Source organism: Acidovorax sp. SRB_14 (assembly GCF_012932145.1).
In the GTDB taxonomy this organism is placed as follows: domain Bacteria; phylum Pseudomonadota; class Gammaproteobacteria; order Burkholderiales; family Burkholderiaceae_C; genus Simplicispira.
Genome location: NZ_MWOK01000013.1, coordinates 26,571 through 50,887 on the forward strand (window position 1 = coordinate 26,571; position 24,317 = coordinate 50,887).

The 24,317-nt window shown below is 68.1% G+C and carries 21 protein-coding genes; 11 read left to right on the forward strand and 10 right to left on the reverse strand.

Going from position 1 to position 24,317, the window contains the following annotated elements; genetic code table 11:
- Nucleotides 1–148: 148 nt before the first annotated feature.
- Nucleotides 149–1,099, reverse strand: coding sequence for a LysR substrate-binding domain-containing protein (locus tag B2J86_RS11580; protein ID WP_169167986.1), 951 nt, complete (start codon nt 1,097–1,099; stop codon nt 149–151).
- A 176-nt stretch (nt 1,100–1,275) separates the two neighbouring features.
- On the opposite strand from B2J86_RS11580, the gene B2J86_RS11585 reads away from it, so the two are divergent.
- The 3 genes from B2J86_RS11585 (at nt 1,276) to B2J86_RS11595 (ending at nt 4,233) form a co-directional block, all read left to right on the forward strand.
- Nucleotides 1,276–1,833, forward strand: a complete 558-nt coding sequence (locus tag B2J86_RS11585) for a TRAP transporter small permease (RefSeq protein WP_169167985.1) — start codon at nt 1,276–1,278, stop codon at nt 1,831–1,833.
- Nucleotides 1,830–3,128, forward strand: a complete 1,299-nt coding sequence (locus B2J86_RS11590; protein ID WP_169167984.1) for a TRAP transporter large permease — start codon at nt 1,830–1,832, stop codon at nt 3,126–3,128. The genes B2J86_RS11585 and B2J86_RS11590 overlap by 4 nt, the downstream gene beginning before the upstream one ends.
- 67 nt (nt 3,129–3,195) lie before the next feature.
- Nucleotides 3,196–4,233 carry a DctP family TRAP transporter solute-binding subunit gene (locus B2J86_RS11595; RefSeq protein WP_173025643.1) on the forward strand — a complete coding sequence of 346 codons (1,038 nt, stop codon included), beginning with the start codon at nt 3,196–3,198 and terminating at the stop codon, nt 4,231–4,233.
- 93 nt (nt 4,234–4,326) lie between these two features.
- On the opposite strand, the gene B2J86_RS11600 is transcribed toward B2J86_RS11595, so the two are convergent.
- Both B2J86_RS11600 and B2J86_RS11605 read right to left on the reverse strand, forming a co-directional pair.
- Nucleotides 4,327–5,019, reverse strand: coding sequence for a DUF3334 family protein (locus B2J86_RS11600; protein WP_173025644.1), 693 nt, complete (start codon nt 5,017–5,019; stop codon nt 4,327–4,329).
- A gap of 134 nt (nt 5,020–5,153) precedes the next feature.
- Complete coding sequence (locus tag B2J86_RS11605) at nt 5,154–7,016, reverse strand: ABC transporter ATP-binding protein/permease (protein ID WP_169636034.1); 1,863 nt, start codon at nt 7,014–7,016, stop codon at nt 5,154–5,156.
- A gap of 41 nt (nt 7,017–7,057) precedes the next feature.
- Here B2J86_RS11605 and B2J86_RS11610 point away from each other — a divergent pair, with 41 nt between their 5' ends.
- Nucleotides 7,058–7,480, forward strand: coding sequence for an acyl-CoA thioesterase (locus B2J86_RS11610; RefSeq protein WP_169636035.1), 423 nt, complete (start codon nt 7,058–7,060; stop codon nt 7,478–7,480).
- 14 nt (nt 7,481–7,494) lie between these two features.
- Here B2J86_RS11610 and B2J86_RS11615 read toward each other — a convergent pair whose 3' ends face one another.
- The 7 genes from B2J86_RS11615 to B2J86_RS11645 form a co-directional block, all read right to left on the reverse strand.
- Nucleotides 7,495–8,385, reverse strand: coding sequence for a 3-keto-5-aminohexanoate cleavage protein (locus tag B2J86_RS11615; protein WP_173025645.1), 891 nt, complete (start codon nt 8,383–8,385; stop codon nt 7,495–7,497).
- A gap of 138 nt (nt 8,386–8,523) precedes the next feature.
- On the reverse strand, nt 8,524–10,530 hold the full coding sequence (locus B2J86_RS11620; RefSeq protein WP_173025646.1) for a biotin carboxylase N-terminal domain-containing protein: 2,007 nt from the start codon (nt 10,528–10,530) through the stop codon (nt 8,524–8,526).
- 10 nt (nt 10,531–10,540) lie between these two features.
- A complete protein-coding gene (locus B2J86_RS11625) occupies nt 10,541–11,719 on the reverse strand; it encodes an acyl-CoA dehydrogenase family protein (RefSeq protein WP_173025647.1) in 1,179 nt (392 codons plus the stop codon).
- Between the two features lie 35 nt (nt 11,720–11,754).
- Nucleotides 11,755–13,371 carry an acyl-CoA carboxylase subunit beta gene (locus B2J86_RS11630; protein ID WP_173025648.1) on the reverse strand — a complete coding sequence of 539 codons (1,617 nt, stop codon included), beginning with the start codon at nt 13,369–13,371 and terminating at the stop codon, nt 11,755–11,757.
- A gap of 60 nt (nt 13,372–13,431) precedes the next feature.
- A complete protein-coding gene (locus B2J86_RS11635) occupies nt 13,432–14,112 on the reverse strand; it encodes a TetR family transcriptional regulator (protein ID WP_371736455.1) in 681 nt (226 codons plus the stop codon).
- A gap of 239 nt (nt 14,113–14,351) precedes the next feature.
- A complete protein-coding gene (locus B2J86_RS11640) occupies nt 14,352–14,891 on the reverse strand; it encodes a polymer-forming cytoskeletal protein (protein ID WP_169168146.1) in 540 nt (179 codons plus the stop codon).
- A 136-nt stretch (nt 14,892–15,027) separates the two neighbouring features.
- Entirely contained in the window at nt 15,028–15,510 is a 483-nt protein-coding gene (locus B2J86_RS11645; protein ID WP_169168147.1) for a thioesterase family protein, read from the reverse strand.
- Nucleotides 15,511–15,742: 232 nt separating this feature from the next.
- Here B2J86_RS11645 and B2J86_RS11650 point away from each other — a divergent pair, with 232 nt between their 5' ends.
- The 7 genes from B2J86_RS11650 to B2J86_RS11680 all read left to right on the forward strand — a co-directional run bounded on the left by B2J86_RS11650 (nt 15,743) and on the right by B2J86_RS11680 (nt 24,189).
- Nucleotides 15,743–16,618, forward strand: a complete 876-nt coding sequence (locus B2J86_RS11650) for a branched-chain amino acid ABC transporter permease (protein ID WP_173025650.1) — start codon at nt 15,743–15,745, stop codon at nt 16,616–16,618.
- Nucleotides 16,619–16,656: 38 nt separating this feature from the next.
- Nucleotides 16,657–17,733 carry a branched-chain amino acid ABC transporter permease gene (locus B2J86_RS11655; protein WP_173025651.1) on the forward strand — a complete coding sequence of 359 codons (1,077 nt, stop codon included), beginning with the start codon at nt 16,657–16,659 and terminating at the stop codon, nt 17,731–17,733.
- A gap of 186 nt (nt 17,734–17,919) precedes the next feature.
- Nucleotides 17,920–18,759, forward strand: a complete 840-nt coding sequence (locus B2J86_RS11660) for an ABC transporter ATP-binding protein (protein ID WP_169168160.1) — start codon at nt 17,920–17,922, stop codon at nt 18,757–18,759.
- Nucleotides 18,756–19,592, forward strand: coding sequence for an ABC transporter ATP-binding protein (locus tag B2J86_RS11665; protein ID WP_254068074.1), 837 nt, complete (start codon nt 18,756–18,758; stop codon nt 19,590–19,592). Before B2J86_RS11660 ends, B2J86_RS11665 begins: the two co-directional genes overlap by 4 nt.
- A gap of 56 nt (nt 19,593–19,648) precedes the next feature.
- Nucleotides 19,649–21,505: a long-chain fatty acid--CoA ligase gene (locus tag B2J86_RS11670; RefSeq protein WP_173025652.1), complete on the forward strand. Its 1,857-nt coding sequence runs from the start codon at nt 19,649–19,651 to the stop codon at nt 21,503–21,505.
- An 83-nt stretch (nt 21,506–21,588) separates the two neighbouring features.
- Nucleotides 21,589–22,764: an ABC transporter substrate-binding protein gene (locus B2J86_RS11675; RefSeq protein WP_169636041.1), complete on the forward strand. Its 1,176-nt coding sequence runs from the start codon at nt 21,589–21,591 to the stop codon at nt 22,762–22,764.
- 294 nt (nt 22,765–23,058) lie between these two features.
- A complete protein-coding gene (locus B2J86_RS11680) occupies nt 23,059–24,189 on the forward strand; it encodes an IS481 family transposase (protein ID WP_169170802.1) in 1,131 nt (376 codons plus the stop codon).
- Nucleotides 24,190–24,317 lie beyond the last annotated feature (128 nt).

The following is a 24,317-nucleotide window of genomic DNA, read 5'->3' on the forward strand; positions in this document are numbered from 1 at the left end:
TGCGGTGGCGGTGGTCGGGCAATCGACACTCTTTATACCAGCGGCCCCGCCAGAAAAGGCCCGGGTCACACCCCTAGCTGCGGGCAGCCTGCAGGGGCCGGCGCCTGCCAGCTCCCATGCGCATGGCGCGCGCTGGCACGCACATTTTTCATGGGTGCAGCAGGTTCTGCGCCGGCGCATTGCGCTGCTGCAAGAACGCCCACAGCGCCTGGGCTGCGCTCTTGGCGCTCTCCTTACCGCTGGGTTTTTCGCGGCAGGCACGGATGTCCATGGTCATCTCCAGCCCTTGCAACCCGGGGGGCGCGGCGCGCACCAGCTTGCGCGCACGCAGCTCCTTCTTGACCGCGCTGTGCGGCAGGAAGGCGATGCCGTGGCCTTCGAGTGCCATGGCCTTGAGGCCCTCGGCCATGTCGGTCTCGTAGACGCGGTCGAGGTGGATGGGCGTGCTCGACTCCTTGAGGATCAGGTCCGTGACGCGGCCCAGGTAGGCGCCGGGTGCATAGCCCAGGTAGGGCAGCGGCTGGCCGGGGCGGCCGGGCAGCGTGTAGAGCGGCTGGCCCTGCGCGTCGGCCTTGACGTACGGCGCCAGCACCTCCTGCCCCAGGCTGACCATTTCATAGCGGTTGGCGTCGAGCTGGAACGGCTGCGAGGCATGGTGGTAGGTGATCAGCAGGTCGCAGCTGCCCTCGACCAGGCGCATCACGGCGTCGTGCACATTGAGCGCGATCAGCCGGCTCTTGAACGGGCCGAACTGCTCGCGCAGGCTCGACACCCATGCAGGAAAGAAAGTGAACGCCAGCGTGTGCGGCACGGCGAACTCGATCATGTCCTGGCTGGACGTGCTGTGGGCACGCAGCGTGGCGCGCGTGTTCTGCAGCGCCTGCAGCATCTCCAGCGACTGGTCGTAAAGCGTCTTCCCGGCGGGCGTCAGGCGCGTGGGGTACGAGCTGCGGTCCACCAAGTCGGTGCCGGCCCAGGCTTCGAGCGCCTGAATGCGGCGCGAGAACGCCGGCTGCGTCACATGCCGCAGCTGCGCCGATCGGCTAAAGCTGCGCGTTTCCGCCAAACTCACAAAGTCTTCAAGCCACTTGGTTTCCATGGCCGCATTATCGGGGTTCGACCTGCCGCCCGGCGGCGCACGCATCCGCCGTACCTCTGGATACACACCGCATAATGGGCGCCGCGCCACAAGCTCGACCGTCCGGCCCCCGGTGCACAACACCCACGGGCAACGCGACCCACCCGCCGTGTTTGACTCCCTGGATTCCTGTCCCCATGCCCTCTCCTGCAGACCCCGGGCCCGAGGCTGAGCGCCCCGGCCCCGCCGCGCCGTCCGGCGACGAACCGCGCTCGCTGCGCATCGAAGACTGGCTCACCGTGCTCGTCATGGCGGCCCTGGCCCTCATCACGTTCGCCAATGTGCTGGTGCGCTACTTCACCGACACCTCGTTCGCCTGGACCGAAGAAATCTCGGTCTTCCTGATGATTGCCCTGGCCCTGGTCGCCGGCTCCGCCGCCGTGGCCCGCGACCAGCACATCCGCATCGAGTACTTCGCCGAAGGCGGCTCGGCCGCGCGCCGCAAACTGCTGGCGCGCTTCGGTGCCCTCACGGTGGCCCTGCTGTTCGGCGTGATCGCCGTGCTGAGCGTGCGCGTGGTCTGGGACGACTACCGCTTTGGCGAGACCTCGCCCGGCATCGGCGTGCCGCAGTGGTGGTATTCGGTGTGGCTGCCGGTCCTCTCGGCGCTCATCACCTGGCGCGCCATCGGCCTGTTCATCCGCCGTGGCCGCAGCGCCCCGCCCGCCGAGCACCACGAAAGCATCTCCCTATGATCGCCACCCTGCTGTTCGTGGCCTTCCTGGCCATGATGTTCGTCGGTGTGCCGATTGGCGCCGCGCTCGGCCTGGCCGGCGCCGCCGCGATCGCGCTGGCCAATGCCGACAGCCAGTGGTTCGGCCTGCTGGCCGTGCCGCAGAACTTCTATGCGGGCCTGGGCAAATACCCGCTGCTGGCGATTCCGATGTTCGTGCTGGTCGGCTCGATCTTCGACCGCTCGGGCGTGGCGCTGCGCCTGGTGAACTTCGCGGTCGCCATCGTCGGGCGCGGTCCCGGCATGCTGCCGCTGGTGGCGATTGCCGTGGCCATGTTCCTCGGCGGCATCTCGGGTTCGGGCCCGGCGAACGCGGCCGCCGTGGGCGGCGTGATGATCGCCGCCATGTCGCGCGCCGGCTACCCGCCCTCGTTCTCGGCCAGCGTGGTGGGGGCCGCCGCGGCCACCGACATCCTGATCCCGCCGTCGGTCGCCTTCATCATCTACTCGGTGCTGGTGCCGGGCGCTTCGGTGCCCGCGCTGTTTGCCGCCGGCATGATTCCGGGCATCCTGGCCGGCATTGCGCTGATCGTTCCCGCCGTCTGGATGTCGCGCAAGCACAAGATGGGCGCGCTCGAATCGAGCATGCCCCGCCCCCCGTTCTGGAAAAGCCTGCGCGAAGCCCTCTGGGGCCTGGCCGCGCCGGTGCTGATCCTGGGCGGCATGCGCGCGGGCTGGTTCACGCCGACCGAGGCCGCCGTGGTCGCGGTGTTCTATGGCCTGTTCGTCGGCATGGTGGTCCACCGCACCATCGCCGTGCGCGACCTGTTCCCCATCCTGCGCGAATCGGGCGAGCTCTCGGCCGTGATCCTGATCGTGGTGTCGCTGGCCGGCATCTTTGCCTATTCCCTGTCCACGCTCGGCGTGATCGACCCGGTGGCCAACGCCATCGTGAACTCGGGCCTGGGCGAATACGGCGTGCTCGCGCTGCTGATCCTGCTGCTGGTCACGGTGGGCATGTTCCTCGACGGCATCTCGATCTTCCTGATCTTCGTGCCGCTCCTGCTGCCGATCATGAACCACTACCACTGGGACCCGGTGTGGTTCGGCGTGATCCTGACGCTCAAGGTGGCCCTGGGCCAGTTCACGCCGCCGCTGGCCGTGAACCTGATGGTGTCGTGCCGCATCGCCGGCGTGCGCATGGAGTCCACCGTGCGCTGGGTCGGCTGGATGCTGGTCGCCATGTTCCTCGTCATGGTGCTGGTGATTGCCTTCCCGCCGCTGGCCCTGTGGCTGCCCGCCCGACTCGGTTATTGATAAAAACGGGCCGCAGAGCCCGTCAGATAAGCGCCATAAGCTACTTTTTTCATAGCAAGGAGAACCCATGAAACTGCGCACCTTCCTCACCACCGCCGTGGCCGCTGCGGCCGCACTGGCCTTGACCGCGCCTGCCGCCCTGGCACAAACCGCCTACAAGAGCGAATACCGCATGTCGCTGGTGCTGGGCACCGCCTTCCCCTGGGGCAAGGGCGGTGAACTCTGGGCCAACAAGGTGCGCGAGCGCACCAATGGCCGCATCAACATCAAGCTCTACCCCGGCGTCTCGCTGATCCAGGGCGACCAGACGCGCGAATTCTCGGCGCTGCGCCAGGGCGTGATCGACATGGCGATCGGCTCGACCATCAACTGGTCGCCCCAGGTCAAGCAGCTCAACCTGTTCTCGCTGCCCTTCCTGATGCCCGACTACGCCGCCGCCGATGCGCTCACGCAGGGCCCGGTCGGCAAGAGCCTGTTCCAGACGCTGGACAAGGCCGGCGTGGTGCCGCTCGCCTGGGGCGAGAACGGCTACCGCGAGATCTCCAACTCCAAGCACGCCATCAAGACGCCGGCCGACCTCAAGGGCCTGAAAATCCGCGTCGTCGGCTCGCCGCTGTTCCTTGACACCTTCACCGCGCTGGGCGCCAACCCCACGCAGATGAGCTGGGCCGACGCGCAGCCCGCGATGGCCAGCAGCGCCGTCGACGGGCAGGAGAACCCGATGTCGGTCTACATGGCCGCCAAGCTCTACACCGTGGCGCAAAAGCACGTGACGATGTGGGGCTACATCAACGACCCGCTGGTCTTCGTCGTCAACAAGGACATCTGGAACAGCTGGACCCCGGCCGACCGCGAGATCGTCAAACAGGCCGCCATCGACGCCGGCAAGGAGCAGGTGGCGATTGCCCGCAAGGGCATGGTCGAGGCCGACAAGCCGCTGCTCAAGGAAGTGGCCAGCCACGGCGTGACCGTGACCCAGCTCAGCGCGGCCGAGCGCGAAGCCTTCGTCAAGGCCACGCGCCCCGTGGTCGAGAAGTGGAAGGGCCCGATCGGCGCCGACCTGGTGAACCTCGCAGAAAAGTCGATCGCCGAGCGCAAGCGCTGAGCGCTGAGCGCGTCCGACGACGGCCTTGGAAGCCCCGCGCCGCGGGGCTTTTTCATGCGCGCGCCTGGCGCATGCCGGTTGCGCGCCGGCGCCTCACATGCCCAGCGAGCGCAGCAGCTCTTCGGTGTCGCTGGGCGGCGCCGCCAGCGCGGGCGCAGGCGATGCGGCGGCCTCGCGGTGCGCCTGCGCCATCAGCGCATCGGGGTCGGGCACTTCCTGCGGCTCGAAGTCGTAGAGCTTGATGAACTCGGTGCGGTCGATCGCCAGCTCCAGGTAGAAGATGTGGTTGGCGCCGGTGTAGAAGGTCACGCGCCGCGCCTCGGGCTGGTCGAGGTTGGCGTCCACGCTCAGTTGCACCTGCTTGCCCAGCGCCAGCATCTTGGGCTGGTTCTGCGTGATGTGCGTCTGCAGCTCGCGCCGCACCTTGCCGGTGAAGTCGCCGACCACCTGGTTCATCAGCTCGCCCATGACGTTGCCGACCTCGTCGGAGGTGAACGAGCTGGCCAGATCGCTCTTGGCCATGCCCATGCTGAGCATGTAGCGCTCGTACAGCTCCATGGCCGCGGCGGCCGAGAAGTTGATGATGACCAGCCCCGAAAAGCCGCCGTCAAACAGCACGAAACAGCCAATGTCGGGCTTCAGGCAGGTCTTGGTGATGCGCTGCACCATGGCCGAATAGTGGATATGGCTCTCGGTGGCCACCGTGAGCACGCGGGTGACCGAGTTGCACAGGCTGATCAACAGGTCTTCGGTACCGTAGACGACGGGGGGTTTCTGCGTGCTCATGGAGGTGTGTGCTCGGTGCGTTGGGGAAGAGGAAAGGAGGATTTTTGTACCACAGCGGCCGCTCTTTTTTATATAGCTGCATGCGCTGAACGCAAAAGCATTCCAGGCACATTCATGCCTGAAAGCATTAGACATCAAGCGTCGGAAGCTATCAATGGCATAGCGCCCGCGGCGCTGCCGCCGTCGGCCTCGCCGCTTTGCTGCAGCGCCCACATGCTGGCATAGCGCCCGTTGCGCGCCAGCAGCTGGGCGTGCGTGCCGCGCTCGACGATCTGGCCGGCATCCATCACCAGAATCTCGTGCGCGTCGACCACGGTGGACAGGCGGTGCGCGATCAACAGCGTGGTCTTGTTGTGCGCGGCGCTTTGCAGCTCGGCCTGGATGGCGCGCTCGTTGGCGCTGTCCAGGGCCGAGGTGGCCTCGTCGAAGATCAGGATCGGCGGGTTCTTGAGCAGCGTGCGCGCAATCGCCACGCGCTGCTTCTCGCCGCCCGAGAGCTTGAGCCCGCGCTCGCCGACCTGCGTGGCGTAGCCCAGCGGCGTCGCGGCAATGAAGCCGTGGATGCGCGCCGCGCGCGCGGCCGCCTCGACCTCGGCCTGGCTTGCGCCCGGGCGGCCGTAGGCGATGTTGTAGGCCACGGTGTCGTTGAACAGCACCGTGTCCTGCGGCACGATGCCAATCGCCTGGCGCACGCTGGCCTGCGTCACGCTGCGAATCTCCTGCCCGGCAATCGTGATGCGGCCCTGCTGGATGTCGTAGAAGCGGAAAAGCAGCCGCGCCAGCGTGGATTTGCCCGAGCCCGACGGCCCGACCACGGCCACGGTCTTGCCGGCCGGGATCTCGAAGCTGATGCCGCGCAGGATCGGCCGCGCGGGATCGTAGGCGAAGTGCACGTCCTCGAAGCGCACGGTGGGCTGCGCGAGCCCCGTGAGCGCCTGCGCGCCGGGCGCGTCGGCCACCTCGCGCTCGCGGTCCATGAGCGTGAACATCTTGTCGAGGTCGGTCAGGCTCTGCTTGATCTCGCGGTAGATCACGCCGAGGAAATTGAGCGGAATGTAGAGCTGGATCATGAAGGCGTTGACCATGACCAGGTCGCCAAGCGTCATGCGCCCGTCGACGACGCCCTGCGTGGCGCGCCAGAGCATGGCGACCAGGCCGACGCCGATGATCAGCTGCTGGCCGGTGTTGAGCGCCGACAGCGAGGTTTGCGCCTTCAGCCGCGCGGTGCGCAGCCGCTGCAGGCTCTCGTCGTAGCGGCGGGCCTCGAACGCTTCGTTGTTGAAGTACTTGACGGTCTCGTAGTTGAGCAGCGAATCGACCGCCTTGCTGTGCGCGGCCGAGTCGAACTCGTTGGCCTGGCGGCGGAACTGCGTGCGCCACTCGGTCAGCACCACGGTGAAAGTGATGTAGCAGGCCAGCGCGGCCAGCGTGATCCAGGCGAACCAGGCGTCGAAGCGCACGGCCAGGATGGTCAGCACCATGAACACTTCGATCAGCGTGGCGCCGATGTTGAACAGCGTGAACGAGATCAGCGACTCGATGCCGCGCACGCCGCGCTCGATGTCGCGCGTCATGCCGCCGGTCTGGCGCTCGAGGTGAAAGCGCAGCGAGAGCGCGTGCAGGTGCTCGAAGGTCTGCAGCGCGATCGAGCGCGCCGCGCCCTGCGTGGCCTTAGAAAACACCAGCTCGCGCAGCTCGGTGAACAGCGAGGTCGACAGCCGCAACAGCCCATAGGCCAGCAGCAGGCCCGCCGGCACCACCAGCACGGCGGCCGGGTCGCCGGGCTGGAGCGCCATGGCGTCCACCAGGTTCTTGAGCAGCACCGGCACGCCCACGTTGGCGAGCTTGGCGCCGACCATGAAGACGATGGCGATGACCACGCGCCACTTGTACTGCCACAGGTAGGGCAGCAGGCGCGACAGCGTCGCCCAGTCGGAGCGTTTGGACGCGGAATTTTCAGGGGATGGGGCGGAGGACAGCTCGCCGTGGTGGCGCATAAGGGACAATTCCGAGGGTTGCTTTGACCTCGATTGTGCCCATGCCCGATTTCCTGACCCTTCCCGCGCCCGCCTTGCCCAGCCCACACGAGTTGGTACTCAAGGTGATTCCCATGCCCGGCGACAGCAATGCCAATGGCGACATCTTTGGCGGCTGGGTGATGGCCCAGGTGGACCTGGCGGGCTCGGTGCTGCCGGCGCGCTACATCCAGGGCCGCATGGCGACCGTGGCGGTGAACGAATTCATCTTCAAGCAGCCGGTGCGCGTGGGCGATCTGCTGTCGTTCTTTTCCCATGTCACGCGCGTCGGCCGCACCTCCATCACGGTCGAAGTCGAGGTCTACGCCGAGCGCCGCTTTGCCGCGCTCGGCGAGTACGTCAAGGTCACCGAAGCGCGCCTGACCTATGTGGCGATCAACACCGAAGGCCGGCCACGGCCGCTGCCCCAGCGCCTGCAGGCCTGAGGCGCCGGCACGGCTCAGGCGCCTGCCTGGCCCGTGTGCTGGGGCGCCAGGCCCAGCATCTGCCGCGCCTCCTGCGGCGTGGCGACCGCGCGCCCGGCCTCGCGCGCGCACTGGGCGAGCTGCGCGATCAGCGGCGCGTTGGACTGCACCTGGGTTCCGTCGGGCAGGTAGAACGTGTCTTCGAGGCCGCTGCGCAGGTGGCCGCCGAGCTCGGCCACCCGGCGGTGCACGGGCCAGATTTCAGCCCGACCGATCACGGTGGCCTGCCACGGCGCGTCCTGGATCTTGAGCTTGAGCAGGATCGGCAGCAGGTCCGGGTCGGCGGGCATGCCCGACGCGACGCCCATGACGAAGTTGTAGGCGGGCAGGCCCCGGTACATGCCGGTCTGCACGTACATCTCGACGCAGCGCACGATGCCGACGTCGAAGCACTCGAATTCGGGCAAGGTGCCGGTCTCGGCCATCGCGTCCAGAAAGTCCTGGACCTTGGCCGGCGGGTTGTCGAACAGCATCGGCGGCCAGGCCCAAGCGCCGTTGCTGCGCACCTTCAGGTAGTTGAGCGAGCCGGCGTTGCAGGCCGCCATCTCGGGGCGCGTGGCGCGCAGGCAGTCGATCGGCCCCCGGGTGTGCGGCCCGACCACGCCGGTGCTCTGGTTGACGATGAGGCCGGAGCAGGCCTCGCGCATGGCCTGCGTGCAGTCCAGTGCCACCTGCGGGTCCCAGCTCGGCAGGTGGCCCTGGCCGGCGGATTGCTGGCGGAAGTGCACATGCACCACCGCAGCGCCCGCGTCCACAGCGCGGCGCGCCTCGTGCGCGAGCTGTTCGGGCGTGACCGGCACGTGGTGCTGCGCCGGGTCGGTCAGCACGCCGGTGATGGCGCAGGTGAGGATGGCTTTGTCGGACACGTGGATGCTCCTGTTTGTATAGCTATATGCGCTGAACTCATCAGCGCCCAAGCCACTTTTCGCTCATATTCCCCATCCGCGCGCCGCGCGCGGATGGCCAGCGCTGCCGTGCCGCTTCCACCGCGGGCGGGTGCGGCGTCATGCGGGGGCCTGCGCCGTCAGGGCCACCGCAAACCGCACCAGCAGCTGGCCGGGCGCGACCTGCTGGCCGGCGCGGACCAGCACCTCGGCCACCGTCGCGGCCGCCGTGCCGGCCAGGCGGTGCTCGAGCTTCATCGACTCGAGCACCACGGCCGCCTCGCCCGCCGCGAGCGCCTGGCCGGCCACGGCCGCCACCTGCACCACGCGGCCATTGAACGGCGCGCGCAGCTCGGTGGCGCCCGCTGCGGCACCGGCGCGCGCGGCGGGTTGCAGCGACGCGTCTTCGAGCCACCAGTCCACCGCGCCGGCCTGCAAGTGCCAACGCTCGCCGCCCATGGGGACCACGCGCACGCGCTGCACGACGCCGCCCTGCTGGCACTGCACGGCGCCGTCGGTCAGCCCGGTGAACTGCAGCGGCGCCGCGGCTGGCGTGCCGCTGCCCGCGGGCTGGACCTGCCAGCGGCCCGCGCCCAGCGCCTGCACCGCCAGCGCCGTGGTGGTGGCGCGGTGGCGCAGACGCACCGGGCGCGGAAACGGACAGGGCAGGCCCTGGTCGGCAGTGTGTGGTGCCAAAACCGCCGCCAGACCATACTGGCTGTGCGCCAGCAGCTCTTTTTTCAATAGCACATCGCGCAGCGCACCGGCCTCGCTGTCCAAAAAGGAAATCGGCGCCCGGCCGGCTCGGAACTGCGGGTGCTGCAGGCACTCGGCCAGAAACGCGCGGTTGGTGGGCAGGCCGAGCAGCTCCAGCTGCCCCAGCGCCTGCACCAGCGCCTCGGTGGCGGCTTCGCGCGTGGCCGCGTGCACGATCAGCTTGCCCAGCAGCGCGTCGTAGTGCGGCGTGACTTCGAGGCCGGGCTCGATGGCATGGTCGAAGCGCAGCGTGGTCCGGCCGCCGCTGCGCAGTGGTGCCACGGCAAAGGCACTGGCGGCAGGCGCCGCGAAGTGCTGCACGCGGCCCGTGTGCGGCGCGAAGTGGTCGTCCTCGGCGCACAGGCGCACCTCGATGGCGTGGCCCTGTAGCCGCATTTCGTGCTGCGCCAGCGGCAGCGGCTCGCCGCGCGCCACGCGGATCTGCCACTCGACCAGGTCGAGGCCCGTGAGCGCCTCGGTCACCGGGTGCTCAACCTGCAGCCGCGTGTTCATCTCCATCAGATAGAAATCGTTTCCCTCCAGCAGGAACTCCACCGTGCCCGCGCCGACGTAGCCGGCGCCCCGGGCCAGCGCCGCCGCACATTGGCCCATGCGCTCGCGCAGCGCGGCATCCACGGCCGGGCTCGGCGACTCTTCGATGAGCTTCTGGTGGCGCCGCTGCACCGAGCAGTCGCGCTCGCCCAGGTGGACCACGTGGCCGTGTGCATCGGCAAACACCTGCACCTCGACATGGCGCGGGTGCAGCAGCGCGCGCTCGATCAGCAGCTCACCATTGCCAAAACCGGCCAATACCTCGGAGCGCGCACTGGCGAGCGCGACCGGCAGCTGCGCCGCCTCGGTGACGAGCCGCATGCCGCGCCCGCCGCCGCCCGCCACGGCCTTGACCATGACGGGGTAGCCGATGCGCGCCGCATCGTCGATGAACCGCGCCTCGCTCTGGTCCGCGCCTGCGTAGCCGGGCAGGCAGGGTACGCCCTGCGCGGCGGCCAGCACCTTGGCGGCGGCCTTGCTGCCGAGCGCGCGGATCGCGGCCGGTGGCGGGCCGATCCAGCACAGGCCGGCGCCCTGCACGGCCTGGGCAAAGCCCGCGTCTTCGCTCAAAAAGCCATAGCCGGGGTGGACGGCATCGGCGCCGGTGGCGCGCGCGGCCTCGAGCAGGCGGTCGGCGCGCAGGTAGCTCTCGGCCGCCTTGCTGCCGCCGAGCGCAAAGGCCTGCGTGGCCTCGCGCACATGCAGTGCCTGCGCGTCGGGTTCGGAGTAGACGGCCACGGTCGCTATGCCCATGGCGTGCGCAGTGCGGATGACGCGGCGCGCGATCTCGCCGCGGTTGGCGATGAGGATTCTTTGCATGCGCCGTTCCCTAAACGACGCGCCGCTTGGCGATGCCCATGGTCTTGGCGATGATGCCCATCATCACCTCGTCGCCGCCGCCGCCGATCGAGCCCAGGCGGCCGTCGCGGAACAGGCGCGCCACGCGGTTCTCCCAGGTGAAACCCATGCCGCCCCAGAACTGCAGGCAGGTGTCGGCCACGGTGCGGTTCAGGCGCCCGGCCTTGAGCTTGGCCATGCTGGCCAGCTGCAGCACGTCCTGGCCCTGCAGATACAGTTCGCAGGCATGCCAGGCCAGCGCGCGCAGCGCCTCGATCTCGGTCTGCAGCTCGGCCAGCTTGAACTGCACCCATTGCTGGTCGGCCAGCGTGGCGCCGAACATCTTGCGGCCCTGCGCCCATTCGATGGTGTCGTGGATGCACTGCTCCATCGCCACCAGGCTGCTCACTGCCGCCCACAGGCGCTCCTCCTGGAACTGCTGCATCTGGTAGACGAAGCCCTGGCCTTCCTGGCCGATCAGGTTGCGCTGCGGCACGCGCACTTCATCGAAATAGAGCAGGCCGGTGTCGCTGCTGTGCATGCCGATCTTGCGGATCTTCTGTGCGATCTCAATGCCCTTGGTCAGCTTGCCGCCCGGCCCGTCGCGCAGGGGTACCACCACGAGGCTCTTGTTCTTGTGTGCCGGGCCGTCGCCGGTGTTGACCAGCATGCACATCCAGTCGGCCTGCAGGCTGTTGGTGATCCACATCTTCTGGCCGCTGATGACGTAGTCGCCGCCGTCCTTGCGCGCATGGCTGGTGATCGCGGCCACGTCGCTGCCCGCGCCCGGCTCGGAGACGCCGATGCAGCCCACCGCATCGCCCGCGATCGCCGGCGCCAGGAACTCGCGGCGCAGCTCGTCGCTGCCAAAGCGCGCCAGCGCCGGCGTGCACATGTCGGTCTGGACGCCGATCGCCATCGGCACGCCGCCGCAGTGGATGTGGCCCAGCGCCTCGGCCATGGCCAGACCGTACGAATAGTCGAGCCCCGCGCCGCCATATTCCTCGGGCTTGCACAGGCCCAGCAACCCCAGGTCGCCGAGCTGCTTGAAGACCGCGTGCGCCGGGAAGATCTCCGCCGCTTCCCATGCGTCGACATGGGGATTGATCTCCTGCGCGATGAAGCGCTGCAGGGTGTTCTGGATCTCGCGGTGTTCGTGCGTGAGCTGCATGGTGGGCCTCCGTGGGTGGAAGAAGCGAGAAGCGGCTACATGCGCGCCACGCCGAACTGCGCGGGCCGCAGCGTGCGCGCGGCCGCGTCGGCGCACATGTCCAGGCACTGGCGCAGCACGTCGCGGGTGTCCCGCGGGTCGATCACGCCGTCATCGAGCAGCAGGCCGCTGGTGGTGGCCACGTCTGCCTGGGCCTCGAACATCTGCACGATGCGCTCGTACTGCGCCCGGGATTTTTCAGGGTCGGGCGCCAGGCCTTTGCGCGCCAGCGCCGCCTCGGCCACGGTCTGCATGGTGCGCGCGGCCTGCTCGGCGCCCATGACCGCAGTGCGCGCGCTCGGCCAGCTGAACAGGAAGCGCGGCGCATAGCCGCGCCCGCACATGCCGTAGTTGCCGGCGCCGAAGCTCGCGCCGCACTGGATCGTGATCTGCGGCACGGTGGCGCAGGTCACGGCCTGGATCATCTTGCTGCCATGCTTGATCATGCCGCCCTGCTCGCTGTCCTTGCCGACCATGTATCCCGTGGTGTTCTGCAGGTAGACGAGCGGCTGGCCGCGCTGGCACATCCACTGGATGAAGTGCGTGGCCTTGTTGGCGCCGGCCACGTCGATGGCGCCGTTGTTGCTGATCATGCCGACCGCGTGGTCGCCGATGGCCCCCTGCGCGCAGACGGTGGCCGCGCCGTACAGGGCCTTGAATTCGAGCAGCTGCGAGCCATCGACCAGACGCGCCATCACCTCGCGCATGTCCACGGGCTGGCGCAGGTCGTCGGACACCAGGCCCAGCAGGTCGTCGCCGGCGAGCGTCGGCGCGGCAACGTTCTCCGCGGCAGGTAGCGCGGGCCGCCAGCCCAGGCGCGCGACCACGCCACGCGCCATGCCGATGGCCTCGCGGTCGTCCTGCGCCAGGTATTCGCCCAGGCCCGAAATGGTGGCGTGCATCAGCGCGCCGCCCAGCTCTTCTTCGGTGGCGATCTCGCCCGTCGCGGCCTGGAGCAGCGGCGGGCCGGCCAGGAAGGCGCGCGAGCGGCCCGCCACCAGGATCACCACGTCCGACAGGCCCGGCATGTAGGCGCCGCCCGCCGTGCCCGAGCCGTGCTGGACGGTGACGACCGGAATGCCCGCCGCCGACAGGCGCGCGAGGTTGCGGAACAGGGCGCCGCCGTGCACGAAGCCTTCGACGCGGTAGCGCATGAGGTTGGCGCCGGCACTCTCGACCAGGTGGACGAAGGGCAGCTTGTTCTCGAGCGCGATGTCCTGCAGCCGCAGGATCTTCTCCAGCCCGAGCAGCTGGATCGCGCCGGCCTTGATGCCCGAGTCGCTCGCCACGACCATGCAGCGCACGCCCGACACCCAGCCAATGCCCGCGACCACGCCGCCGCCGGGCACGGATGTCTCGGGGTCCGGCACGTCGTGCAGGTAGCCCGCCAGCGGCGCCAACGGCAGCCACGGCGCACCCGCGTCGAGCAGCAGGGCCACGCGCTGGCGCGGCAGCAGCTGGCCGCGCCGCTCGAACACCGGCAGCGACCGGGCCGAAGCGTCGGCGGCGCGGCGCTCGAGCGCGCGCAGCGCGTCCAAGCGCTCGAGCATGGCCGCCCGGCGCTGCTGCGCGACCGGTGCCTCGGGATTCCAGCGGGACTCAAAAGGCGTCATGGCTCCCCCTTGTTGCCCTGCGCATCTGGGGGCAGCGCGTCACCACACCCCCGTGGCCCATCATGCGTCTCCGATGAACAGCGCCAGGGCCTGCTCGGTCAGGCCGTTGATCGACAGCGCACCGCGCGCATTGAACCACTGCACCGACCAGTTCAGCGCGCCAAAAATGAACAGCCGCGCCGTGGCCGGCTGCGCCTTGAGGCTGCCTTCGGCGTGCAGCGCCTGCAGCACCGGCATCCATTCGTCCTCGTAGGCGTCCTTGACCAGGGCGATGGTCTGGCGCTGCCCGTCGTTGAGCGAGCGCCACTCGTACAGCATCACCGGGATGAAATCGGCGTTCGGGCCCAGCAGCACCTCGAAGTGGTTGCGCACCAGCGCGCGCAAGCGCTCGCGTGCCGAGGCACCGGCCGGCAGGCGTTGCAGGGCCGCCTGCTGGCTGTGCGTGGCCTGCGCCATGCCCTCCTGCATCACCACGCAGAGCAGCGCATTCTTGCTTTCGAAGTGGTAGAAGGGCGAGCCGCTGCGCATGCCGGCGGCGGCGGCAATGTCACGCGTGCTGGTGGCGTCGAACCCCTGGGTGCGGAACAGCCGCGCCGCGCCTTCGATCACCAGGCGGCGGCGGTTGCCTTCATCGAGGTCGGAGTCGGTCTTGCGCGGGCGGCCCCGCGGGCGCGCGGGCGCGGCTTCGGGTGCCGCCAGGGCGCCGGCGCGGGGCGCGCGGGCCGGCCGGGTCCGGGGCACGGGCGAGGCATCGGCCGCGGCAACAGGGGCGGCACCCGCCGGGGGCAATGGGAGAGTTCGGCTTTTTTTCGGCATGGCCGAAAAGATAGCAGAGCCGATTCATTGAAGCAATCGATTGCTTTTTATAAATCAAAAAAGGCCCCATGCTTGGGGCCTCGGTGGCGGGTGCGGCCTGGAAGGCTGCATCCCGTCCGTCGTGCAACCGATGCGCAGAGGACGGTGGCCGCCTCGCAGCGTCTTCAGGCGGCCACGGCGGCCGCCACATCGGCGGGACGCGGGCTGGCGGGGCGGGCGTTCGCGCTGCCGCTGCCCACAACACCGACCTCGATCTCGCCCGAGAGCTGGCCGCCCTCTTCGACCACCAGCTTGCCGTAGCGGATCTTGCCGCTGACCCGGCCGGTGCTGAAGATCACCAGCTTCTGGCGCACGGTGAGCGTGCCGTTGAATTCGCCATGAATCTCGGCGATGTCGATCTCGGCGGAGCCGCGGAAGGCCCCCTGCTCGGCGATCTGGATGACGCGCGAATCCATCGTGGCCTCGACCATGCCCTCGACCACCAGGGTGTCGCAATCGGTGATCTCGACACCCTTGAGCTTGATGTTGGGGCCCACGGTGAGCTTGCTGCCCCCGCTCTCGGCCGGCGCCTTGGCGCTGGCGGGCACCGCTGCAGCAGCGGCGCTGGGCGCCGCACTGCTCAGACCGCTGGGCATGACCGTGCTGTGGCGGGGCTGGAAGGGCTCGGGTTCACGCTTGCCAAAAAAGGGGTTCTGCACAGCCATCGGATCTCCTTGAAAAAGGACGATGGTAGGAAGACCCCCGCAGAAAATTTACCGGTATTAGGAAAGATTGGTAACCAAATAGCTCGTTGGTTGCATGCGCTTGCACGATTTGCAGAAGCGCACAGAATGCCGGCGCTCAGGAGACGATATACGCCGCTGCCGCCGTGGACATGAGCACGCCGTCCGGCCCCATGAACTCCATGCGCGTGCTGGCCACGCGCGAGCCCAGGCGCAGCACCTCGGCGCGCAGCCCGAAATGGCTGCCGATGCCGGGGCGCAAATAGTCGACGCGCAGGTCGATGGTGCCCAGCTTGCCAAAGCGCTGCAGGCGCTGCGCGGGCGCCTCGTCCATGTGCCGCGCGCCGATGGCGGCCATCACCGCCAGGCCGCCCATGGCGTCGAGCCCAGCGCTGATCACGCCGCCATGCAGTCGCTGGTGAACGAAGTGGCCCACCAGCTCTGGCCGCATGTCGATGCGCGCCGTGACGTACTGGGCGCACAGCTCCCCGATCTGGAGGCCGATCAACTGGTTGAACGGGATCTTTTCCTCAAAGACGCTTTTCAGGCCCGCCACGAATTCGTCCTCGAACGCGGGGGGTGCAGTGGGGGTGAAGGGCATCGAGGTGTTCCTGCATGGCGGAGGCGAAGCCGGTCTGCGGCGCAACCGGTTGCTCCTGAATAAATAGCTGCTTGCGCATACCCCGCAAGCGAAAGCGCGTGTTTTGGTTCAATTTCCGGGGCCGTCACAGCCCGCCTGCGGCGGCCAGGGTTAGCACCAAGTGCGGCGGGCGTGGCATGCCACCATCATTAATTGTGCGAAGCAGACGCTTCGTAAATTCTAGGAGTTCTGCGTGCAACTCGTGCAATTGTTGGTCAGCGGCATTTCCCAGGGATGCATCTACGGACTGATTGCATTGGGCTTCGTGCTGATCTACAAGGCCACCGAAACCGTGAGCTTTGCGCAGGGCGAACTCATGATGCTGGGCGCCTTCTGCGGCCTGGCACTGATGACGCTGATGGGCTTTCCGTTCTGGGTGGCGGTGCTGGCCAGCATTGCCGCCATGGGGGTGTTTGGTGCGGCGCTGGAGCGCTTCATCGTGCGCCCCATCCTGGGCCAGCCGGCGTTTTCCATTGTCATGCTGACGATTGGCATTGGCTACGTGCTGCGCGGCCTGGTCACCATGATCCCCGGCATCGGCACCGAGACGCACGCGCTGCCCGTGCCCTACAAAGACCAGTCGTTCAATCTGGCCGGGCTGGTGCTGAGCGCCGAGCAGCTGGTGGTGATCGGCGCCACGGCCGTGCTCTGCGCGCTGCTGTTTGCGCTGTTCCGCTACAGCCGGCTGGGCATGGCCATGCAGGCGGCGGCGCAAAACCAGCTCGCGGCCTACTACATGGGCATTCCGGTGCAGCGCCTGAACGGCCTGGTCTGGGCGCTGGCGGCGGCCGTCGCGGCGGTGGCGGGGCTGCTGCTGGCACCCATCACCTTCGTGCACGCCAACATGGGGCTCATCGGGCTCAAGGCCTTTCCGGCCGCCGTGGTGGGCGGCTTCGCGAGCCTGCCGGGCGCCATCGTCGGCGGCCTGGTGATCGGCACCGTCGAATCGCTGTCGGGCTTCTACCTGCCCGATGGCTTCAAGGACATCGCCGCCTACCTCGTCGTGCTGCTCATGCTGATGGTGCGGCCCAACGGCCTGTTCGGCGGCGCGCTGCGCAAGAAAGTCTGACGACATGACACCCTTCCCCACCGGGCACGGCCGCTGACATGCGCTTCCTCTTCAAGACCACCTATGCGCAGGACCTGCGCCTGGCCAAGCACAGCGGCTACACCTTCTGGTATGGGCTGCTGCTCGTGCTGCTCGCCAGCGCGCCGCTCTGGATGCCTGAGTACTGGCTTGCGCAGCTGAGCTTCGTGCTCATCTACGCCATCGTCGGGCTCGGGCTGATGCTGCTGGCGGGGTTCACCGGGCAGTTCTCGCTCGGGCACGCGGCCTTTCTGGGCGTCGGGGCGTACACGCAGGCGGTGCTGACCGGCATGGGCTGGCCGTTTGTGCTGACGCTGGCCTGCGCGGCGGGGCTGTCGGCGGCCGTGGGCGTGGTGGTGGGGCTGCCGGCGCTGCGCGTCAAGGGCATCTACCTGGGCATGGCGACGCTGGCGTTCGGCTTCATCGTCGAGGAAGGCTTTGCCCGCTGGGAGAGCGTGACCGGCGGCAACGCCGGCATACACGTGGCGCCGCCCGCGCTGCTGGGCTGGACGCTCGAATCGACCGCCTCGTTCTACCTGCTGTGCCTGGTGCTGGCCATCGCCTGCACGCTCGGCATCCTGAACCTGCTGCGCTCGCCCACCGGGCGGGCTTTTGTCGCGATCCGCGACTCCGAGATCTCGGCGCAGAGCATGGGCATCCACCTCGCACGCTACAAGACGCTGTCGTTTGCCCTGTCTGCCGCGCTGGCCGGCCTGGGCGGGGCGCTGTATGCGCACAAGCTGCAGTTCATCTCGCCCGACCAGTTCAGCATCCTGCAGTCCATCGACCTGCTGCTGATGATCGTGATCGGCGGGCTTGGCTCCGTGCATGGGGCTTTTTTGGGCGCGCTTTTCCTGATCGCCATGCCGCAGGCGATTGCGCTCGGCAAGGACTGGCTGCCCGCCGCCGTGGGTCAGGCGCCGGGCCTGCAGGGCGTGGTCTATGGCGCCGTGCTCGTGGCCTTTGTGCTGTTCGAGCCCATGGGGCTGTATGGCCGCTGGCTCAAGGTGCGCACCTGGCTGCAGGTGTTCCCGTTCTACCGCCAGGGCCTGTTCAAGCGCCAGAAGTCGTTCCAGAAATCGGACAGACTGAGATGAAGCCCCCCCTGAGTCGCTTCGCGCCTTCCCCCTCTCTCGCCTCGCTGCGCGATGCGGGAGGGGGACGCCCCCAGCGCGGCGGGGCGGCCCTTGCGCGGGGGCACTGGCTGGGGCCGCTCCAGTTTCATGGGCTGTGGGCGGCGCGCAGCGCTATGGACAACTGAAATGGCCGGCACCGTTTCCACCATGACCGACGACATCCTGCTCAGCGCCCAAGGCCTCAGCGTGCGCTTTGGCGGCGTGCTGGCGGTCAACGACGTCAGCTTTGACGTGCGCCGCGGCGAGGTCTTCACGCTCATCGGCCCCAACGGCGCCGGCAAGACCACGGTGTTCAACCTTATCAGCCGCCTCTACACGCCCACCAGCGGCAGCATGGTCTACGCCGGCGCGGGCGGCGCCGTGGCGCTGACCCAGCAGCCGCCGCACCGCATCGCCGGCCTGGGCATTGCGCGCACCTTCCAGAACATCGAGCTGTTCGAGCACGCGAGCGTGCTGCACAACCTGCTGATCGGCCGCCACCGGCGCCGCGAAACCGGCCTCTGGTCCGACCTGCTGTTCACGCCGCGCGTGCGCGCCGCCGAAATCCGCGCGCGCACCAAGGCCGAGGAGGTGATCGAATTCCTCGATCTGCAGCACCACCGCGACACGCTGGTGGCGGGCCTGCCCTACGGCGTGCGCAAGGTGGTCGAGCTGGCGCGCGCGCTGTGCACCGAGCCCGAGCTGCTGCTGCTCGACGAGCCCTCGTCGGGCCTGAACACCGAGGAGACCGACGACATGGCGTTCTGGATCCAGGACATCCGCCAGGACCTGGGCATCACGGTGCTGATGGTCGAGCACGACATGGCCCTGGTCTCGCGCGTCTCCGACCGCGTGCTGGCCATGAACCAAGGCGAGGTGGTGGCGCTGGGCACGCCGCAAGAGGTGCAGGCGCACCCGCGCGTGGCCGAGGCCTACCTGGGCAGCATCGACGACGTCAGCAGCCTGCGCCGCCCGCCCGGCACGGCCCCCCTCCGGAGCGCGCCATGAACCGCGCCGCGCTGCCCCCCGTGCGCCTGGCCCGCGCCGCCGCGCCGGTGCCAGGCCAGCCCGCGTCGCCGCTGCTGCGGCTGCAGAACGTCGAGAGCGCCTACGGCCCGATCAAGGCCATCCGCGGCGTGAGCCTGCAGGTGCAGCCGGGCGAGATCACCGCCGTGCTGGGCAGCAACGGCGCGGGCAAGACGACCATCCTGAAAACCATCTCCGGCATCATCGACCCGCGCAAGGGCAACATTGAATTCGAGGGCGCCGACATCACTGCGCACGACCCCGCCGCCATCGTGCGCCGCGGCCTCGTGCATGTGCCCGAGGGGCGCGAGGTGTTTGCCCTGCTCTCGGTGCGCGAGAACCTGCTGATGGGCGCCTACACGCGTAGCGACCGCGACGCCGTGGCGCGCGACCTCGAGCGCGTCTACGGCTACTTCCCGATCCTCCAAGAGCGCGCCGCGCAGGACGCCGGCCTGCTCTCGGGCGGGCAGCAGCAGATGCTGGCGATCTCGCGCGCGCTCATGGCCGCACCGCGGCTGATCCTGCTCGACGAGCCCAGCCTGGGCCTGTCCCCCAAGCTCACCAAGGAGATCTTCGAGATCGTCGTGCGCATCAACCGCGAGCACGGCACGACCATGCTGCTGGTCGAGCAGAACGCCAACATGGCGCTCAACGCCGCCGACTACGGCTACGTGCTCGAAAACGGCCGCGTGGTGATGGAAGGCGCCTGCGACGTACTGCGCGAGAAGGACGACATCAAGGAGTTCTACCTGGGCATGAAGGACGCCGGCGTGCGCGGCGAGCGGCGCTGGAAGAAAAAGAAGAACTGGAGGTAGCCCCATGCCGCACCCCGAGCGCCGCGCCGCGCCACCCCCCACACTCCAGGAGGCCCATGTCTAACCTCTGGGACCTGTCCCACATCCAGCCGATGCACGCGAGCGTGCTGCCGGGCGAGACCCTGCCGGCGCTGTTCTGGGCCGGCGTGCGGCAGCGCGGCCCGCAGGTGTGGATGCGGCAGAAGAAACTCGGCATCTGGCGCAGCTGGACCTGGGACCAGACGGCCGAGGCGGTGCGCGAGATCGCCGGCGGCCTGTGCGCGCTCGGCTTCGCGCCGGGCGAATGCGCGTCCATTCAGTCCAACACCGTCATCGAATGGGTGCTGGCCGACCTGGCGGTGCTGGCCTGCGGCGGTGTCTCCAACGGCATCTACCCCACCGACGCCGCCAGCCAGGTGCACTATCTGTGCGCGGACTCGCGCACCACCGTGCTGCTGGTCGAAAACGACGAGCAGCTCGACAAGGCGCTGGCCGTGCGCGCGCAGCTGCCGCTGCTGCGCAAGATCATCGTGTTCGACATGAAGGGCCTGCACAGCCTCGGCGACCCCGGCGTGCTGTCGCTCGATGCGCTGCGCGCGCTGGGCCGCGACTGGAATCAGGCGCACCCGGGCGAGCTCATGCGCCGCTCCGAAGCCTGCCAGCCGCACGACCTGGCCATCCTCGTCTACACCTCGGGCACCACGGGCAAGCCCAAGGGCGCGATGCACACGCACGCCGGACTGGTCTACACCGTGCGCGGCTACAACACGCTGATCGCGCGCAGCGACCAGGACGAGGCCATGTGCTTTCTGCCGCTGTGCCACATTGCCGAGCGCATGGGCGGCGAATATTTCTCGCTCTACACCGGCTGCAAGCTCAACTTCGTCGAGAACCCCGACACCGTGCCCGAGAACGTGCGCGAGATCGCGCCCACCATCGTCACCGCCGTGCCGCGCGTGTGGGAGAAGTTCTACTCCGGCGTGATGATCGCGCTCAAGGAGTCGACCCCGCTGCAGCAGGCCGCCTACCGCTGGGCGATGGGCGTGGGCACGCGCATTGCCGAGCACGTGCTGGCGGGCGAGGCCGTGGGCGCGGGCCTGAAGGCGCAGTTCTGGCTGGCGCGCCGGCTGGTGCTCGACAACGTGCGCAAGCTCATCGGCATCCACCGCGCGCGCTTTCTGGTGACGGGCGCGGCCCCGATCTCGCCCGAGCTGGTCCAGTGGTACCTGGCGCTGGGCGTGCCCATGCTCGAAGTCTGGGGCATGACCGAGACCTGCGGCGCCGCCACCGGCGTGCCGGTCAGCCGCATCAAGCCCGGCTCGATCGGTCCGGCGGCCAGCTTCAACGAGGTGCGCCTGGACCCGCAGACGGGCGAGATCCTGGTGCGCGGCCCGAACGTATTCAAGGGCTACCTGAACCTGCCCGAGAAAACCGCCGAAACCATCGACCCGGAAGGCTGGCTGCACACGGGCGACGTGGGCACGCAGGACGCCGATGGCTTTTTCCGCATCGTCGACCGCATGAAGGACATCATCATCACGGCCGGCGGCAAGAACATCACGCCGAGCGAGCTCGAAAACGCGCTCAAGTTCAGCCCCTACATCACCGACGCGGTGGTCATTGGCGACGCGCGCCCCTACCTCACGGCCATCGTCATGGTCGACCACGAGAACGTCGAGAAGTACGCGCAGGACCACGACGTGCCGTTTTCCAACTACGCCAGCCTCACGCGCACGCCCGAGGTGCAGGCGCTGATCCAGGCCGAGATCGACCGCGTCAATGCCCAGTTCGCGCGGGTCGAGCAGATCAAGAAATTCTTCTTGCTCGACACCCAGCTCTCGGCCGAGGACGAGGAGCTGACGCCGACCATGAAGCTCAAACGCCGGCTGGTGCAGCAAAAGTACGCCGAGCAGGTGGATGCGATGTACCGCTGACGGCGCCGCCCCTCCGCAAAAACGCGCAGGGCCGGGGAGCGCCAGCGCCTTGTAACGATTCTTCAACCGCAGGAGATATTGCCATGAAACGCCACCACATTGCCGCCCTGGCGCTGGCCGCCGCCGCAGCGGCCACCGCTGCCCCGGCCCAGGCCCAGACCTCGCAGGGCGTGACCAAGGACACGATCACGCTCGGCTCGATCCAGGACCTGTCGGGGCCGCTGGCGGGTTTTGGCAAGCAGATCCGTCTGGGCATGACGCTGCGCGTGGACGAGGCCAACGAACAGGGCGGCGTGAACGGCCGCAAGATCAAGCTGTTGGTGGAAGACTCGGGCTACGACCCCAAACGCGCCGTGCTGGCCGCGCAAAAGTTGGTCAACCAGGACAAGATCTTCATGATGGTGGGCCACCTGGGCACGGCGCAGAACATGGCCGCCATGCCGGTGCAGTTCTCCAAGAACGTCATCAACTTCTTCCCGGTCACGGCCGCGCGCGAGATGTACGAGCCGTTCAACCGCCTCAAGTACTCGTTTGCCGCCACCTACTACGACCAGATCCGCCTGTCGGCGCCGCACCTCATCAAGGAAAAGAACGCCAAGAAGGTCTGCACCATCTACCAGGACGACGAATTCGGCCTGGAGGTGCTGCGCGGCGGCGAGGCGGCGCTCAAGACGCTCGGCATGGAGTACGCCGAGAAGACCTCGTTCAAGCGCGGCGCCACCGACTTCTCGTCGCAGGTCGCCAAGATGAAGGCCGCCGGCTGCGACTTCGTGATCCTGGGCACCATCATCCGCGAGACCATCGGCACCATCGGCGAGGCGCGCAAGACCGGCTTCAACCCCACTTTCCTGGGTTCGAGCGCGGCCTACACCGACCTGATCCACAAGCTCGGCGGCAAGCCCATGGACGGCCTCTACGCCACCATGACGGTGCAGAACCCCTACCTGGACGAGGCCTCTCAGCCGATCCGTTTCTGGGCGAACAAATACCAGACCAAATTCAATGAAGACCCGACGGTGTTCTCGGTCTATGGCTACACGCTGATCGATGCCTTCATCCGCGCGGCGCAAAAGGCCGGCCCCAATCTGAACACCGACAGCTTCATCAAGGCCATGGACACCATGGTCATCCCGCCCGACATCTTCGGCAGCGCCGAGGGTACCTTCGGCCCGCAAAAGCGCCTGGGCAACAACCTCAGCCGCCTCTCGCAGATCCAGGATGGGCGCTGGAAGGTGGTCTCGGACTACGTGAAGCCCTGAGGCGCGCGCTGGCCCGGTGCATGCCGCCGCCCTTCGGGGCGGTTTTTCATGTTCTTTGCTTTTTTTGATAGCTGCTTGCGCTTTGTGGATAAGGACTAGAGGCTGATTTGGCGCTTATTTTGGTTGGTGATTTGTGGATTAGCGGTGTGCGTTTTGCTGAGGGTGGAGGCCGGGTCTCGCCCCGGCGGGCGAGGTACTTTTCTTTGCTTCGCTGTATGGACCGCAGACATGGTGGACAGGTGTGCGAGGACATGGTGGACACCTGCGGGCGCCCTGCCCGCGGGGAGAACAACCATGCCCTGGAGCACCCGAGACACCATGAGCCTGCGCGAAGAATTCATTGCCCTTGCCAACCACGAGGGCGCCAACCGGCGCGAGCTGTGCCGCCGCTTTGGCATCAGCCCGCAGACGGGCTACAAGTGGTTGGCCCGCTTTGCGCTGCAAGGAGTTGCCGGCCTGGCCGACACGTCGCGACGTCCCCACCACAGTCCTGCAGCCACCGCCCAGGCACTGCAGCAGGCCGTGCTGGCCCTGCGCTGCGAGCACCCCGCCTGGGGTGGCCGCAAGATCGCCAGGCGCCTGCAGGATCTGGGGCAGGGCTGTGTGGCTCCCAGCACCGTCACTTGCATCCTGCACCGCCATGACCTGATCGGCGCAGAGGCATCCACGGCCGCACAGCCCTGGCAGCGCTTCGAGCACGAACACCCCAATGCCCTGTGGCAGATCGACTTCAAGGGCTATGTGGACACGCCCGCAGGGCGCTGCCATCCTCTGACCCTGCTGGACGACCATTCGCGGTTCAACATGGCCCTGCGTGCCTGCGCAAGGCAGGAGAGTGTCACCGTGCGGGTGCAACTCACCGAGGTGTTCCGCACCTATGGCCTGCCGGTGCGCATCAACGCCGACAACGGCGCCCCCTGGGGCTCACCCTCCCAGCCTGGGCAGGTCAGCGAGCTGGCCTTGTGGCTGATACGGCTGGGTATCCGGGTGAGTTTCAGCCGGCCCTACCACCCGCAGACCAATGGCAAGGACGAGCGGTTCCACCGCTCGCTCAAGGCGGAAGTGCTCAACGGCAGATCGTTCACAGACTTGGGGCAGGCACAGGCGGCATTCGATCGATGGCGAGAGGTCTACAACCATCAGAGGCCGCACCAGGCACTGGGCATGGCCACGCCAGCGAGCCGCTATCGCATGAGCGAGCGAAGCTACCCCCAGCGGCTGCCCGACATCGAGTACGGGCCGCACGATACGGTGGTGACCGTCAAGGCATTGGGAGAGATGAGGTTCCAGGGCAAGCGCTACAAGCTCTCGAGTGCGCTGCGCGGCCTGCCGGTGGCGGTGCGTGCGCTCAGCGAGCAAGACGGTCGCTACGACGTCTACTTCCTGCATCACAGGCTGGGGCAAATAGACCTGCGCGAGGACTGAGCTGTGCAGCAAAATCCGTCAACCATGTCTTCGCACATGCGTCAGCTATGTCTGCGGTCCATACACTTCGCCAAAGAAACGTAACCAAAAGAAAGGCGACCCGAAGTCTGCGACCCCTGCGCTTCGCT

Bases quoted from the DNA above. Each gene is read 5' to 3' on its own strand.
- B2J86_RS11630 (WP_173025648.1), bottom strand. From the start codon at position 13,371: ATGACGCCTTTTGAGTCCCGCTGGAATCCCGAGGCACCGGTCGCGCAG.
- B2J86_RS11590 (WP_169167984.1), top strand. From the start codon at position 1,830: ATGATCGCCACCCTGCTGTTCGTGGCCTTCCTGGCCATGATGTTCGTC.
- B2J86_RS11610 (WP_169636035.1), top strand. From the start codon at position 7,058: ATGCCCGATTTCCTGACCCTTCCCGCGCCCGCCTTGCCCAGCCCACAC.
- B2J86_RS11585 (WP_169167985.1), top strand. From the start codon at position 1,276: ATGCCCTCTCCTGCAGACCCCGGGCCCGAGGCTGAGCGCCCCGGCCCC.
- B2J86_RS11605 (WP_169636034.1), bottom strand. From the start codon at position 7,016: ATGCGCCACCACGGCGAGCTGTCCTCCGCCCCATCCCCTGAAAATTCC.
- B2J86_RS11620 (WP_173025646.1), bottom strand. From the start codon at position 10,530: ATGCAAAGAATCCTCATCGCCAACCGCGGCGAGATCGCGCGCCGCGTC.
- B2J86_RS11660 (WP_169168160.1), top strand. From the start codon at position 17,920: ATGACCGACGACATCCTGCTCAGCGCCCAAGGCCTCAGCGTGCGCTTT.
- B2J86_RS11680 (WP_169170802.1), top strand. From the start codon at position 23,059: ATGCCCTGGAGCACCCGAGACACCATGAGCCTGCGCGAAGAATTCATT.
- B2J86_RS11665 (WP_254068074.1), top strand. From the start codon at position 18,756: ATGAACCGCGCCGCGCTGCCCCCCGTGCGCCTGGCCCGCGCCGCCGCG.
- B2J86_RS11600 (WP_173025644.1), bottom strand. From the start codon at position 5,019: ATGAGCACGCAGAAACCCCCCGTCGTCTACGGTACCGAAGACCTGTTG.
- B2J86_RS11655 (WP_173025651.1), top strand. From the start codon at position 16,657: ATGCGCTTCCTCTTCAAGACCACCTATGCGCAGGACCTGCGCCTGGCC.
- B2J86_RS11580 (WP_169167986.1), bottom strand. From the start codon at position 1,099: ATGGAAACCAAGTGGCTTGAAGACTTTGTGAGTTTGGCGGAAACGCGC.
- B2J86_RS11675 (WP_169636041.1), top strand. From the start codon at position 21,589: ATGAAACGCCACCACATTGCCGCCCTGGCGCTGGCCGCCGCCGCAGCG.
- B2J86_RS11625 (WP_173025647.1), bottom strand. From the start codon at position 11,719: ATGCAGCTCACGCACGAACACCGCGAGATCCAGAACACCCTGCAGCGC.
- B2J86_RS11670 (WP_173025652.1), top strand. From the start codon at position 19,649: ATGTCTAACCTCTGGGACCTGTCCCACATCCAGCCGATGCACGCGAGC.
- B2J86_RS11595 (WP_173025643.1), top strand. From the start codon at position 3,196: ATGAAACTGCGCACCTTCCTCACCACCGCCGTGGCCGCTGCGGCCGCA.
- B2J86_RS11640 (WP_169168146.1), bottom strand. From the start codon at position 14,891: ATGGCTGTGCAGAACCCCTTTTTTGGCAAGCGTGAACCCGAGCCCTTC.
- B2J86_RS11645 (WP_169168147.1), bottom strand. From the start codon at position 15,510: ATGCCCTTCACCCCCACTGCACCCCCCGCGTTCGAGGACGAATTCGTG.